The sequence below is a fragment of the Amycolatopsis sp. DG1A-15b genome, from assembly GCF_030285645.1.
Classification (GTDB): domain Bacteria; phylum Actinomycetota; class Actinomycetes; order Mycobacteriales; family Pseudonocardiaceae; genus Amycolatopsis.
In genome coordinates this window covers 8466200-8480365 of sequence record NZ_CP127296.1, presented here as the reverse complement: position 1 = coordinate 8480365, position 14166 = coordinate 8466200, and the positions used below count along the sequence as shown (strand labels likewise).

The window sequence follows — 14166 nt, the reverse complement described above, 5'->3', positions numbered from 1 at the left end:
GCAGTCAAGTGATCTTCACCGAAACCGGACAAGGATAGGCCGAATGTCCGCTTTGACCGACTGGTAGCCGATCAAGGGAGCGAGGACCGGAGACTTGGCCGAGACCGAACATGAAACTGTTTTTACTTATGGCGCACCGGCGTTGAAGTACGGCACCGGCGCCAGCGACGAGATCGGCTACGACCTGACCCAGTACGGCGCGCACCGCGTGCTCGTCGTGACGGATCCGCAGGTGGCCGCGACAGGCTGGCCCCGCCGCATAGCCGACGGCATCGCGGGCTACGGCATCGAGACCGAGATCTTCGACGGTGTACACGTCGAACCCACCGATGTCAGCATGCAGAAGGCGGTTGACTTCGCCCGCGGAACCGGTCCGTACGACGCCTTCGTGGCCGTCGGCGGCGGCTCCGCCATCGACACCGCCAAGGCGGCGAACCTCCTGACGAGCAACGACGGCGACCTGATGGACTACGTCAACGCGCCCGTCGGCGGCGGCCGCGCACCGGCCCGCCCGCTGAAGCCGCTGGTCGCGGTGCCCACCACCACCGGCACGGGCTCCGAGAGCACCACAGTCTGCGTCCTGGACGTGTTGTCGCTGCGCGTCAAGAGCGGGATCAGCCACCTGCGGCTGCGCCCGACCCTGGCCGTCGTCGACCCGCGGCTCACCGTCAGCCAGCCGCCCGGGGTGACGGCCGCCAGCGGCATGGACATCCTGTGCCACGCCGCCGAGAGCTACACCGCCAAGCCGTACACCGAGTTCGAGCGCAAGCGCCCGGAGCAGCGCGTGCCGTACTGCGGCTCGAACCCGCTGGCCGACATGTTCGCCGAACAGTCGCTGAGGCTGCTGTCGTGGGCCCTCCCGGCTGCGGTGCGCGACGGTTCCGACCTCAAGGCCCGCGAGGCCATGGCCTTGGCCGCGACGTTCGCCGGCCTCGGCTTCGGCAACGCCGGCGTGCACATCCCGCACGCGAACGCCTACCCGATCGCCGGCCAGGTCAGGGATTTCCACCCGGACGGCTACCCGGGCGACGAACCCATGGTGCCGCACGGCATGGCTGTCTCGCTGACCGCGCCCGCGGCGTTCCGCTTCACCTTCGACGCGGCACCGGATCGCCACCTGCGCGTGGCCCGCCTGCTGGCGCCCGACTTCGAGTGGCCCGGGGACTTCGCCGACCACCTGCCCGCGGTGCTGATCGGCCTGATGCGGCAGATCGGCATCCCGGACGGCATCGGTGCCGTCGGCTACACGGAGTCCGATGTGGACTCCCTTGTCGAGGGAACCCTCAAGCAGCAGCGCTTGCTGGCCACGGCACCCCGCGAAGCGTCCGCGGACGATCTGTCGGGCATCCTGCGCGAGTCGGTGTCCCTGTGGTGAGCGGGTACCCGCACTGGCAGACGATCCCGTTGCGCTGGAAGGACAATGACGTCTACGGGCACGTCAACAACGTCGTCCATTACTCGCTGATGGACACCGTGATCAACACGTGGCTCATCGAGCAGGGCGGCCTCGACATTGAAGCCGGGGCGGTGATCGGGCTGTGCGTCGAGTCGCACTGCGGGTATCACTCATCGGTGTCCTTTCCTGGTTCGTTGAGGGTCGGGTTGCGGGTGGCGCACCTCGGGAAGTCCAGCGTCCGCTACGAGATCGGGATGTACGCAGCCGACGAGTCCCTGGTCGCGGAAGGGCACTTCGTGCACGTCTTCGTGGACCGCGAATCCCGCCGGCCGACACCGGTCTCCGGCAAGCTGCGCGAGGCGCTGGAGGCACTGCAGCCCGGATGACGTGCACCGCCGCCGTGTCACCTCCTTTCCGACGGTGCCGATTCCAGGCCGTGTTCTTCCTGCGCTTCCGATCATGCACTACCGCGCCGACAGAACCGGCCGATCGGCCCGAGTTGTCCACAGGCGGCCCGAACATCGGCAAGTTGTCCACAGATTGACCGCGAGGGGTTCCGCACCCCCTCGACGGCGATAAGCTGGGAAGCACATGAGATCGGTCCACAGTGGACGAGCTGTTTCCTCACCGGATCGGCTGGTAACACGGATGGCGGCCTAGGCGTCGATCCGGTTGCGGCGGCAGAAAGGTGAGCCGACGGCTCGTGAGTGGTCCCGGGCCCGTCGCCGGCAGGCGTCCCGCCGACGGTCGCGGCACCCGAGCACGGAAGTGGACCAAACAGTGGTGGTCGCGCGTCCGCTTCCGGCAGACGCCCCGGGAGCGGACGCGCCACTGCCCCATGTGGCAGGTGGAGATCGCGGAGTCGTCGCCGGCAGGCGCCCCGCCGACGATCGCGACCTCCACCCGCAGTCGGCCTGTTGGTCGGTCGCGGACCCGTCGCCGGAAGGCGCCCCGGCGGCGGCCCGCCACTACCGCAGGCAGCGGCCGCCCGACACTGGGCGGTTGTACCGGCTGTGCCGCGTTGACCCGGCCGTCGAGCTCCTCACTGCCTAATGCGGCTGGACGTGAAGCGCTGCTTGGCCTTCGTGCGTGCAGCCTGAAGCAGTCAGCGGCGGCCCACGCCGGACGTCGTGGCGATTTCGGTCAGCGACCAGCAGCCGGGTAGATCGGCGTGCCACCCAGGAAGGGCAACACCTCGCTGCCGTCGAAGAGCGAAGCCAGAGAAAGGAGGATCCCTGCGCCGCCGGTCTTGACGTCCATCGAGAGCCGTAGCAACCGGTTGCCCGGGAACGCGAGGCCGTTCTTGTACGGCACCGCATACCAGGCCAGCCACGCCAGGTGCCGGTCGATCGCCGCCGCACGGCTCGGCTGCTCCGCGTCCGGGTTCGCGGCCAGCGCGACCGCCAATCCGCACCGGCCGTTGAGCAGGCCGGGCTGGACGACGAACTCGCCGAGGCACGCCTCACGAAGAGCGGGAATGCTGTCAGCGGCCTCCGCGTCCGGGCGGTGGCGCGCCAACTGCTCGGCAACCAGGAGAATCCCGGCGCTGCCGACGCCCGCGTAGGGCAACGTGCGGGCCACACCGTCGCGGACCTGCAACGAGCCGTCGTCGGCTTCGATGCACTCTTCGAGGTCGCGGCACAGCGCCTGGTCGGCGAAGGAGAGCCAGGCCGACTCGCCGGTGCGCTCGAAGAGGCGGATGAAGAGCAACGCCGGCCCGGCCCAGCCGGACAGCAAGCCGGCCCGGGCGGAGTTCCCCGGCGGCGCCGCGGTCTCGAGCGCCTCGGCGAGCCGGACGGCCGTGGTCAGCGCCTGGCGCCCGAACTCGTTGTCCTGGCGAACCGTCGCGAAGTGCAGCATCGTCAACCCGATGCCGGCCAAGCCGCTCTCGAGAGAGTGGTCAGTCGTCTGCTCGACGAGCCGCGTGGACGTCGCCAGCAGCTTGCCGGCCTCGTCGTAGTGCCCGAAGTTCTCCAGCACGTAGGCGATGCCGGAGCTGCCGTCGTAGAAGCCGGGCCGGGTCGGCGGCTCACGACGGACCGATTCGATCAGCCAGCGTTCGTGCTCAGGGAAGCGGCCGGCCCCGGCCACGTCGAGAGCGTGCAGCACGCCGGCGGCCCCGACCCCGTAGCACGCACCGCCGACGCGGAACTGTTCGATGTCGCCGGGGAACAGCCGGTCGTGACGCGAGGGTGTCGCGCTGGCGAGGATCGCCTCGGCGATCTGCTTGCGGACCAGCGACCAGTCGGGTTTGTCGTGGTCGAGCTCGGTGTGGCCCGGTGCCGGCTCCGCGGGGACTTCACGTGGGGACAGCACCGCGACCGCGGCGTCGGCGTATCCCTCGGGTAGCGGGAATCTGCGTTCGACGAAGTCGGCGATACGACGAAGCTTCGCCGGAGCGAGCTCGACCAGGGGCGTTAGCGGCAGGAACAACCACAGCCGCAACGCTGCGAGCGCGTGCTCGTCGACCGCGAAGCCGGTGCGGTCGGCCGGAGCGCGGAAGCCGGGCGTGCCCGGTGCCGGGCGGTCGGCGGACTCGGCGTCGAACGCCGTCCCGAAGTCGGTCAGGGAGATCCGGTCGTGGTGGTCTTCGTCGACCAAGATGTTCAGGGGGTGCAGGTCGCCCAGCACGATGCCGCGGGCGTGGGCTTCGGCAATTGCCTTCTCCACTCCCTCGACGATCTCCAGCGCGCGGCGCGCGTACGCGGCGAGGTCGGCGGTCGTCGTGCTGCGTCTGGTCAGCGGGTAGTTGCGGGTCAGCCAGCCGGCCAGCGAGATCCCCGGCAGGTACTCCGTGGCCAGGTAGCGGCGCTCTGAAACGGTGAACCACTCGACCACGCGCGGCACGCCCGGGATGCCGGCGAGCCGGGCGAGCACCTCGTGCTCTCGGCGCAGCCGTTCGACGGCGTCGATCCGCGCCTCGTCGAGCCCTGCGTACGGGCGGGCCTCCTTGAGGACGACCTGGTTGCCGCCCGCCTTCGGGTCGGCGAGGTAGCTGCCGCCGCCGTTGGAGGCGTGGAGTGGCCTCACCATCCGGTAGGGAAACTGGGCCCGGGCACCCGCTTTGCCCGCGGTGATGCTGCTTCGCAAACAGGCGGGGAGCTTGACCCAGTCGGGCACGGAGAACGTCGGTTCCCGCTTCTCGGGTACCAGCCGGCCGTCCGGCTTGCGGACGGCCGGGACGCGGTTGCCATCGTGCTCGACCCACTGTTCGGCGAATCCGCCGTAACGCACGTAGACGGGTCCGTCGCCGTACCGCAAGGCGCTCGGAATTCCGGGGCCGTGCTCACCTTCCAGCCGCGTTGACAGGTCTGCGAGCACTCGCTCGAGTTCGTTGTGGTCAGCCGGATAAATAGTCGCCAGCTCGACCTCGCTGTCGCTGGACGCGTATTTCGAATTCCGCGCCAGCAACGTCAGCGGCGAGCGGAGGTGCTTGTAGGCGACCGCATGCTCGGTACAGGACTCGTACACCTGCGCGAGCACCCGGCTCGCGTTGTCCAGACCGGCCGAAACGTGGACCTGCCAGCCCTGGGCGGGGAGAACACGGCCGTCAGGGTGCCTCGCGCGCCACACTCCGCGGTCCGTGGTGACCCACCCTGCCACCGACGCGGAGAGCGCCGGGGAGAAATCCTCGACCGGCGCACCGTTTTCCCGCTGTTCGTCGTAGAACAACGGGTCGGCGAAGCAAAATGCTTCGTAGCGCAGGTCCATCCGAGATACCCCTCCGTGCGACCCCCGGGCATGACTGCCCCGGGACAAGAGATATTCCCCCATGCCGGACCCCTCTGCGCCAATCCGCCAACCCGGCGGTTCAACTGGGCTATCCGAGGTAGACAAAAAGGGCGACTACCGGCCAGTAGTCGAACTCAGGGTGATTTTGTCCAGTCCGGCTACCACACCATAGTGGTGTAACACGAAGGCCTTTCCGACATGTCAGCAGGCCCACCAAAGGATCCGGATGAAAATTCCACCGAATTGGCAATTTGCCATCAAGGCTGTCCGGTGATCGATTTTCCCGGTAGGCACCCGTCACGTGGGGACACGTCGGATCGCGGTGGTCCGCGCCACGCCCGCGGCACCTCGGCGGACGGGCCCGCCGGTACCACGGAGTAAGTTGGCGGCCGGCGGACCGGAAGGAGGAACGGGTGGTCTTCGGATTCGCCGTGACGGTCGCCGTGGCTGCCACGCTCGTCGCGCTCTGGAGCTTCGTCCAGTCGGCTCGGAACCGGCTCCCGGACAACCCGCTGCTGATCGCGCTCGCGGTCCTCGAACTGCTGCTGGTCGTGCAGCTGGTGATCGGGATCGTGCTGCTCGCCGGCGGTGACCGGCCCGGCAGCCTGGCGACGTACCTGGCCTACCTGATCGGCTGCCTGGTCGTGCTGCCCGTCGGCGCCGCCTGGGCGCTGGCCGAGCGGAGCCGGTCGAGCACCGCCGTGCTCGGTATCGCCTGCCTGGCCATCCCGGTGATGGTGCTGCGACTGAACGAGGTGTGGAGTGGAGCAACAGCGTAGGACGGCCAGCGGCCCCGGACGGGTGCTCGTCGCCGTGTACGCGATCTTCGCGCTGGCCGCGACGTCGCGGGCCGGCGTCCAGATCGGCACGAAGTTTCACGAAGCCCCGCTCGCCTACCTGCTCTCGGCGTTCGCCGCGGCCGTCTACATCGTCGCGACGATCGCGCTGGCCCGCCGCGGTGACGGCTGGTGGCGGGTGGCCCTCGTCGCCTGCTCGATCGAACTGCTGGGCGTGCTGACGATCGGTACGCTGAGCCTCGTCGACGCGGCCGCCTTCCGGCACCCGACCGTCTGGTCCGTCTACGGCGAGGGGTACCTGTTCATCCCGCTCGTGCTGCCGATCGTCGGGCTGTACTGGCTGCGGAAGACCGCACCGGTGAAGATCGCCGCCTGAGCGCGCGGAACAGTACGGGAACTGCACGTAGCCCACTCCGGGGAATAAATACGGATTCGACCGGCGACTTTCGTCGGTTCCGGACATTCACCGAAAACTCGGACAATCTTCGAGTTCGGTCCCCACCGGCTTTTCCCCCACGCGGTTCTCCCCCGCGTGAAAAGGAGTGAGCGTGAAATTCGGCAAGTTCGTCCTGCTGGCCGCGAGCACCGCACTGGCCGTCGTCGGCCTCGGCGGTCCGGCGGCCGCCGACAGCACCCCGCAGGCCCAGCCGTCGATCATCGGCGGCAGCACCGCCACCAGTGGCCCCTGGGCGGCCCGGCTGTTCGTCAACGGTCAGCAGAACTGCACCGCGACGATCATCGCCCCGCAGTACATCCTCACCGCCAAGCACTGCGTGAGCAGCTCCGGCACCTACACGTTCCGCATCGGCAGCCTCGACCAGTCGAGCGGCGGGACGATGGCCACCGGCTCCACCATCACGCGGTACCCCGGATCCGCCGACCTGGCGATCGTCCGGCTCACCACCTCGGTGAGCGCCACCTACTCGCCGCTCGGCAGCGTCGGTGACGTCTCGGTCGGCCAGAACGTCTCGGTCTACGGCTGGGGCGCGACCAGCCAGTGCGGCTCCGAGATCAACTGCCAGTCGAGGTACCTGAAGGTCGCGACCGTGCGGGTGAACTCGATCAGCTGCAGCGACTACACCGGCGGCGTCGCCGTCTGCGCGAACCGCGTCAACGGCATCACCGCCGGCGGCGACTCCGGTGGCCCGATGTTCGCTTCCGGCCGCCAGGTCGGCGTCGCTTCGACCAGCGATCGGTCGAACAACACCGCGTACACGAACATCACGCGTTATCGCAGCTGGATTTCGCAGGTGGCGGGCGTCTGATTCCGCCGAGAAAGGGCCCGGCCGCGAAAGGCCGGGCCCTTTTGCCGTCAGGACGTCGAAATGTCGTCGAGCTGTTCCGCGGCCGGTCGCACCGGATAGAGGTCGCCGCCCGGCTCCACCGGCACCCGGGGCAGCGCCGCGCGAGCCGCCCGGTCGCCCGCATCGGCCGCCGCGTGCAGGACGTCCAGCGCCGCGTACGGCCGGAAGTCCAGCTCGGGGTACGGCCACGCCGGCTGCCCCTGCGTGGCGCCCGGGATCAGGAGGTCGACCGCGCCGAACAGCGTCGCGCCGCTCGGTGCCGTGTAGTGCCACAGGTCGACGCCGACGTGCTTGCCGATCTGCGCGAGCCGGGTCAAGGCGACCAGGTTGAACGCCGAGTAGTGCCAGCTGCGCGTCCGGCTCGTCTCCTGCGGCTGCAAGCCATCCGCCTGGATCTGTGGTGCGATCCGGCCGGGTCCGGCGTCCCGCGCGATGGCCGCGGCCAGGTCCCGCTGCCCCGTGCCGAGGGCGAGCGCGGCGACGAGCATGTCGTAGAAGCTGCCGTGGTTGTTCTGCGCCTTGGCTTCGTCGGTCCCGTTCTTGCTGGTGCGCAGCCAGTCCAGGAACTGCGTGTACCAGCCGGTCATGCCGGTCTGGTCGGTCTTCGTCCAGCCGGGCGCGCCGGTGGCGAGGATCGCGGTGGCGTCGACGACTTGGCTCAGCGTGTAGGAGAACTCGATGATGCCGATGCCACGGCCGTCCACCTTGCACGGGATGCCCTGGGCGAAGTTCATGTTCGGGTTCATCTTCGTGGCCGCGTCGAGGAACCAGGTGCGCAGGTCGAGCGCCGCGCGCCGGGCGTACCGCGCGTCCCCGGTGTAGTACCAGGCGAGCGCGAGCCGGTAGATCGCGGCGAACGCCTGACCACGGTAGGCGTGGTCGGTGATCTCGTCGACGATCGGGTTGCGCTGGCCGTCGCGCTGCACGAACGGGCAGCCCCACGGGTTTTCGGCGGTCGGCTGCGTCGTCGGCCACCAGTAGGGCGCGAGGCTCAGGTAGTCGTGCTTGTCGCCACTGGGTGGGACCTGTTTCTTCGACGTGACGCTCCACGGCCCCGCCGTGAGGTCGCTTCTCGCGGCCGTGAGCAGGTCGTTCAGCGCGGTGCGTGACGTCTTGTCGCCGACGAGCGCGGCGAATTTCGTGCGAAGCAGCTGATTGCCGTCGAGAACGGCGGTTGCGGGTGCGCACACCGGCCCGATGACCGGGACGGTGCAGCCGGTGGGTCGCGACGCGGCCTCGGCCGGCGCGGCGAAAGAGGCGACGAGGCCGAGTGCGGCGAGCGCGGCCACGACGGTGTGGCGGAAAACCATGTCCGCTCCATTCACAAATATGAACATCAGACCTGTGAGTGAATGGAGAGTACGCATGTGAACATCCAGGAAGCAATGCCTGGTCCAAACCACCGGACCAACGGGCCGTCAGCCGGTGAAGTCGCGCGGCTGGAAGAAGGCGACGAGCCGGGCCGTGCGAAGGTCGTCCCAGGGGTCCGTGGTCGCGAGCACGGCTGCGGCGCCGGTGGGGAATTTGGTCTGGACCGGCAGCGTCTTCTCCCCCTGCCCGGCGAGGTGCAGCGTCACGTCGCTGACGCCGGGCGCGTGCCCGACCAGCGCGAGCATGGTGACATCGGGTGGCGTCCGGCGGGCGGCGTTCAGCAGCTCGCGGACGTCGGCGCCGTAGAGGTCGTCGTCGTACTCGACGGGCGGCGGAGCGGGGAGCTCGTCGCTCACGCGCAGCCAGGTTTCCCGCGTGCGACGCGCGGTGGAGCAGACGACCAGCTCGGGAACGTGTCCCTCCGCGGCGAGCCACCGGCCGAGCCGAGGCGCATCACGGAGACCGCGGGGCGCGAGGGGCCGCTCGTGGTCGGGCAGGCCCTCCGACCAGTCCGACTTCGCGTGCCGGACAACGATGAGCCACCTGGTCGCGTCCATGCCCGCCACCCTAACGGCGAAAGGGCGCTGGAGCGGATCGCTCCAGCGCCTGGTTTCCGCTCAGCGCTGGGTCGGCAGCGGGCGATGGGCCCGCTCGGCAACGCTTGCCACGCCGCCGGCGCATCAGGCCGCGATGCAGTGCGGCATGCTGCCATTCCTGGTCGCACTGGACCGCTGACCCGATAGGGTGACCCCCGAATAAAGTTGATCTAGCGGATCTGGGGTGGTTAGCGTGGGGAAAATCCGACGTCTGGCAACGATCGCGACCGGTGTCGTGGCCAGTGTGGCGATGGCGGCCGCGCCTGCTTCGGCGGCGACGTCTTCTGTCGACCTTCCCGAGGGAATGACCGCCAGCTACCTCGTCGTGGATCAGGAAACCGGCCAGACCTTCGGCTCCGACGAGCACAAGCAGTACCGCTCGGCCTCGCTGGTCAAGCTGTTCATCGCCCTTGACTACCTCGAATCGCACGGCCCCGACTACGAAATCCCCGCCGACGATCTGGCGCTGCTCGAGCCGATGCTGCGGTCCAGCAACGACGACGCCGCCAGCACACTGTGGGTGCGCGACGGCTGGGACGAGATCGTCAAGCGGATGGTCACCAAGCTCGGTCTCACCGACACCGCGCCGCCCACCGCCCGCGGCAAGTGGGGTTACACCGCGATCAGCGCCGCGGACATCGCCAAGACCTACCAGTACATCCTGCACGAGGCGAACCCGAAGTACCGCGACTTCATCATGGGCAACCTGGCGCTGTCGACCAAGTGCGGATCGGACGGCTTCGACCAGTCGTTCGGCATTCCGAGCGCGGTGCCCGGGCCGAGGGCGGTCAAGCAGGGCTGGTCCGGTTTCGGTGCCGCGCCGGCCCCCGGTCAGGAATGCTCGGAGACCAACGCCAAAATGCTGCGCGTGCTGAAGTCGCCGGAGGTCAAGGCGGCCACCGCGATCGCGTCCAGCGGCGAGGGCACGACCGGCGCCCAGGACATCGACCTGACCAGCCGCGCGATGCACACGAGCGGCACGGTGGGCGCGGACAACGAAAAGATCATCGTGGTGCTGACCCTGGAGCCGACCACGCTGTCCTGGCAGGACTCCGCCAGCCGGATCACCGAGCTCACCCGGGAGATCTACTTCCAGTACGCGCTCTGATAGCGCTTGGATGAAGCGCCGGTGGTGGCGGTCGCCGACCAGGCGGCCGTCGCCACCGCAGCGCGGTCATCTTCGAGGCTCACCAGATCGGCCAAACACGAACATCCCCGCCGGTCAGCGAGGATGTCGAGAGTGGGCCGCCTGGGGCTCGAACCCAGAACCTACGGATTAAAAGTCTACGGGAAACCAATATCGGTGAGTGTCACCGAGCCCCATCGGAGACGCACTACCCACGATTCTGGCCCATTGCGGAGCCAGCACCCCGCTGCACACCGTCCAGCAGGCCATCCGCGAGGCCAGCGGCGGCACCGGCCGCGGCTACACCCAGCTCACCCACGGCGGGTTCGTCCACACCGAAGAGGTCCAGGCCTGCCCGGAAACGGCGATGCCCGGGGTCACCAACGTCGGTCCTCGAGGGTGCTGTCTTCGGCCTGGTTCACGTCCTCCAGGATGCCGCAGAGCAGCCCGAACACCTCTGGTGCGGTGCGGTCGTACAGTTCGGCGAACGCGGTGGTGTGGCCTGCCCAGCCCGCTGCAGCAGCGTCCGGCAGAGCCTGGAGTTGTCGCTGTCGGTCACCACTGCTGCTCCCAAGTCGACGCACGGATTCGTGCCGCCGGGGGCTGGGGCAGCGCTTGTAAGCCCCCAGTACCCGATGATCGATCAGCAAACTCTTCGCCCCACGCCACCTCGCCGAGGTTGAAGTTCACCTACCGTCCAGGCCAGCATCGCCTGCACTCGGCAGCTGGGATTCGACGAGGTCGGGTGTGGTCGTCACGCGACGGCGCAGGCCGACCAGGGCGGTAGGTGATGTCTGGTCGCCAGAGCGGCACGGTGGGTGGAAGCGGCGCTGCTCCGGCGTTCACGGTGGTCCCGAACCCCGAGCGCATGGTCCCTCATCGCTGCTGGACATGCCCTGTGCGCTGGGATCACAAGCCTGGAATTGCGCGGCTGCGCGATCGGGTTCACGACCAGTCGCTGCGAGATTCGAAAGGCGGTAAGGTGGTGACTCCCCGCCGGGAGTGCCTGGACCTCGCTCTCACGACGAACACCGTTCGTGAGCAGGCTGCACTTGTCTCGTAGGCCCGTACCCGTGAGTGCGGCAGGCGAGTAGCGGTCGGCCAGATCTGGAGCTGGTCGTGACAAACCCGACACAGAACGTCAACCGTCATCTTCGAGTCGTCCCCGCGGAGGCCCCCGCGCCTGCGAGGAGTCCCAGCGACGACGATCGGTACCCGGTACCGCTGACGGTTACTGCGCTGCGCCATCCGTGGTCTCTGGTCGTACAGGTGGCAGGGGAGGTGGACGCCCATACCGCGCCCGAGATGCACAACGTTCTCGAGCACGCGTTAGCGGCGCGTACGCGCCTTGTGGTGGTGGATCTGTCGCAGGTCCGGTTCCTGGGGTGCGCCGGACTGACCGTCCTGGTCGAGGCCCGCCGGCGAGCCGAGCAGCGGACCTGGCTGCGGGTGGTGGCCACCGGCAGGGTCACCCGGCGGCCGCTGAGCCTCACCGAGCTGGACCAGTACCTGGCGGTGTACGACTCCCTCGACGCGGCGCTGACCGCTCCCGTCGGTACCGATCTCACCGTAGGTCAGGCGATTCGGCGGGCCGCAGCCGATAGCGCTGAGCGCGCTCGACTCCGCGGCTAGCGGGCAGGTGCGCTCCCGGCGCGCAGCGGTGCGCTGACCTCGTGCAGGTGCCGCAGGACGTAGTAGTAGGTCTTGAACAGCCCGCACTGGGCGTAGTCGATCCCGTGGTCGGCGCAGAATTTCTGCACCAGGGGCTGCGCGCGGCGCAGGTTGACGCGCGGCATGCTCGGGAACAGGTGGTGCTCGATCTGGTAGTTCAACCCGCCGAGGGTGAAGTCGACCCACGGGCCGCCGCGGACGTTGCGGCTGGTGAGCACCTGCTTGCGCAGGAAGTCGAGCTTCGTCTTGTCGGTGTAGGTGGGCATGCCCTTGTGGCCCGGCGCGAACGAGCAGCCCATGTACATGCCCCACAGTCCCTGGTGGACGGCGATGAACGCCAGCGCCACCGGCGGGGACAGCACCACGAACACCGCGCCGAGGTAGATACCGATGTGGGCGAACAGCAGCACCGCTTCGAGCCGGCGGTGCTTGACCTCGTCGTCCCGCACGGCCTGGATGCCGGACCAGTGCAGACTCAGCCCTTCCAGCAGCAACAGCGGGAAGAACAGGAACGCCTGGTGCTTCGACGTCCAGCGCACGAGCCCGCGCTTGTCGCCGGTCTGCCCGCGGGTGAAGGCGAGCAGCGGGATGTCGATGTCGGGATCGTCGTCCTCGTGGTTGGGACTGGCGTGGTGCCGGGTGTGCTTGCCCATCCACCAGCCGTAGCTCATGCCGATGACCCCGCCGAGAGCGTAGCCGAGGCGGTCGTTGGCTCGGCCGGTGCGGAAGATCTGGTTGTGGCCCGCGTCGTGGCCGAGGAACGCGATCTGGGCGAACATCACGGCGAAGAACACCGCGGTCGCCAGCTGCCACCACGAGTCGCCCAGCAGCACGAACGCCACGCAACCGCCGACCAGGGCGAGCAGCGTGAGGCTGATCTTCACCGCGTAGTAACCATAACGCCGGTCGAGCAATCCTTCGCCTCGCACGAGGCGACCGAGATCACCGAAGTCGTTGCGCGACGTCGCGCGCGCGCCAGCCTCGGCGCTCACCGGAGACGCAGTCATGTATGTCCTTCCCCAAGTCCTGCGGCGCCGGGGACTGGGGCACCCACTCTTTACCCGGTTCGGGTTCCCGGACCTGCTCGGCGGTAAACAAGATCAGATCGGGTGTCGTTTCTCCGAGCGCGCGACGCGACGACTTTTGTGGCGGTGCGCCTTGACCGTCCGGATAACGCCCTGTGGTGACGAGGGACGCTGCCCCGTGACCAACCGCTCGATCACGGAGACCGGCCGACGCGCGCCGGACAGGCGAGTCCGTTCGTCGCTACCTGCGCGTGTCGGAGCCGTAAGCTGCGGGTAGTCGCACGAAGGTCGAGCGCCTGGAGGACCGATGGTGGAGAACCGTCGTCGGCGGATGCGGGCGGCTCTACATCGTCTCCGTGCGCCACTTCGGCGACAAGGTTGACCGCGACCGCGGGCAGGGAATGGCCGAACCGCGCGCGGTCAGCGTGCGCGACACCGTCAGCTTCCACAACGTCTGGGAACTGTTCGGCAAGGACGGCCAGCCGAAGGACACCACCGGCTGCAACGCCGCCGCGAAGACCATGCTCGACCAACTGGCCTGGCGGGGAACGGCCCTCCGCGAGGCACGGGAGAAGCACCCCTGCCAAAGCTGACGGCGTTCCGGCCGCCCCATGGGAGGGCGCCGAGCAGTCGGCGTAACGTCGAACTGCGGAAGCCGCATCCCCCGCGCTGCTGCGCCGGCTGTTTGCGGGTTCCATTCGGGTCGCCATGTTCAGCTCGTGACCGGCCGGCCGGAGACCTGTTCTTCCACCCCGGCGGAGAAGGCGGGCGCCTCGCACCCGCCGCGACGTCAAGGCCAAAGCCGTGTACAGGCGATGCCCGGTGCTGGACCAGTCAACCGCCGGGGTCCGGCCCGACGAACGCGGTCTCGACCGGGAGGCAGGCTGACTGACTTTCACAAGATCCGAAACCGTGCCCGAACCGAAGAGATACCGGACCGTCGCACTTCTGACTGCGTTGTGAACGGCGATGAGTAGAATGCGACGTGGTGGCACCCCGGTCCCTGGTGCTGACGTCCGAGTACGGCGAGCCGAGGGCCCGAATCATGATGAATGGTGAGTGCGGCGAGGAACACCACGCGTCCCCAGGCGGTGTGTGCTGCGCAAACGTGATCAAGGTCGGATGTACTCGCCTCAGCCGCCGCTGGA

General features: G+C 68.6%; 12 protein-coding genes. 8 read left to right on the top strand and 4 right to left on the bottom strand.

What is annotated here, in order from left to right; all coding sequences use genetic code 11:
• The first annotated feature begins 94 nt into the window (after positions 1-94).
• Positions 95-1375: a hydroxyacid-oxoacid transhydrogenase gene (locus QRY02_RS39345; protein ID WP_285987809.1), complete on the top strand. Its 1281-nt coding sequence runs from the start codon at positions 95-97 to the stop codon at positions 1373-1375.
• Positions 1369-1782: an acyl-CoA thioesterase gene (locus QRY02_RS39340; RefSeq protein ID WP_285987808.1), complete on the top strand. Its 414-nt coding sequence runs from the start codon at positions 1369-1371 to the stop codon at positions 1780-1782. Before QRY02_RS39345 ends, QRY02_RS39340 begins: the two co-directional genes overlap by 7 nt.
• A 757-nt stretch (positions 1783-2539) precedes the next feature.
• Here the strand turns inward: QRY02_RS39340 and lanKC are convergent.
• Positions 2540-5107, bottom strand: a complete 2568-nt coding sequence (lanKC, locus tag QRY02_RS39335) for a class III lanthionine synthetase LanKC (protein WP_285987807.1) — start codon at positions 5105-5107, stop codon at positions 2540-2542.
• A 434-nt stretch (positions 5108-5541) separates the two neighbouring features.
• Between lanKC and QRY02_RS39330 the strand changes: the two genes are divergently transcribed.
• From QRY02_RS39330 to QRY02_RS39320, 3 genes are all read left to right on the top strand, one after another.
• Positions 5542-5907, top strand: a complete 366-nt coding sequence (locus QRY02_RS39330) for a hypothetical protein (RefSeq protein ID WP_285987806.1) — start codon at positions 5542-5544, stop codon at positions 5905-5907.
• Positions 5908-5929: 22 nt separating this feature from the next.
• A complete protein-coding gene (locus QRY02_RS39325; RefSeq protein ID WP_285994054.1) occupies positions 5930-6301 on the top strand; it encodes a hypothetical protein in 372 nt (123 codons plus the stop codon).
• Positions 6302-6473: 172 nt separating this feature from the next.
• A complete protein-coding gene (locus tag QRY02_RS39320; RefSeq protein WP_285987805.1) occupies positions 6474-7190 on the top strand; it encodes a S1 family peptidase in 717 nt (238 codons plus the stop codon).
• Between the two features lie 47 nt (positions 7191-7237).
• Here the strand turns inward: QRY02_RS39320 and QRY02_RS39315 are convergent, their stop codons facing one another.
• Positions 7238-8539 carry an alginate lyase family protein gene (locus QRY02_RS39315; RefSeq protein ID WP_285987804.1) on the bottom strand — a complete coding sequence of 434 codons (1302 nt, stop codon included), beginning with the start codon at positions 8537-8539 and terminating at the stop codon, positions 7238-7240.
• Between the two features lie 108 nt (positions 8540-8647).
• Positions 8648-9157: a SixA phosphatase family protein gene (locus tag QRY02_RS39310; RefSeq protein WP_285987803.1), complete on the bottom strand. Its 510-nt coding sequence runs from the start codon at positions 9155-9157 to the stop codon at positions 8648-8650.
• A gap of 232 nt (positions 9158-9389) precedes the next feature.
• On the opposite strand from QRY02_RS39310, the gene QRY02_RS39305 reads away from it, so the two are divergent.
• A complete protein-coding gene (locus QRY02_RS39305) occupies positions 9390-10304 on the top strand; it encodes a D-alanyl-D-alanine carboxypeptidase family protein (RefSeq protein WP_285987802.1) in 915 nt (304 codons plus the stop codon).
• Between the two features lie 1095 nt (positions 10305-11399).
• Positions 11400-11954 carry an STAS domain-containing protein gene (locus QRY02_RS39300; protein WP_353068137.1) on the top strand — a complete coding sequence of 185 codons (555 nt, stop codon included), beginning with the start codon at positions 11400-11402 and terminating at the stop codon, positions 11952-11954.
• Here the strand turns inward: QRY02_RS39300 and QRY02_RS39295 are convergent.
• Positions 11951-13000 carry a fatty acid desaturase family protein gene (locus tag QRY02_RS39295; protein WP_285987800.1) on the bottom strand — a complete coding sequence of 350 codons (1050 nt, stop codon included), beginning with the start codon at positions 12998-13000 and terminating at the stop codon, positions 11951-11953. The genes QRY02_RS39300 and QRY02_RS39295 overlap by 4 nt on opposite strands.
• A gap of 374 nt (positions 13001-13374) precedes the next feature.
• Between QRY02_RS39295 and QRY02_RS39290 the strand changes: the two genes are divergently transcribed.
• On the top strand, positions 13375-13611 hold the full coding sequence (locus QRY02_RS39290; RefSeq protein ID WP_285987799.1) for a hypothetical protein: 237 nt from the start codon (positions 13375-13377) through the stop codon (positions 13609-13611).
• Positions 13612-14166 lie beyond the last annotated feature (555 nt).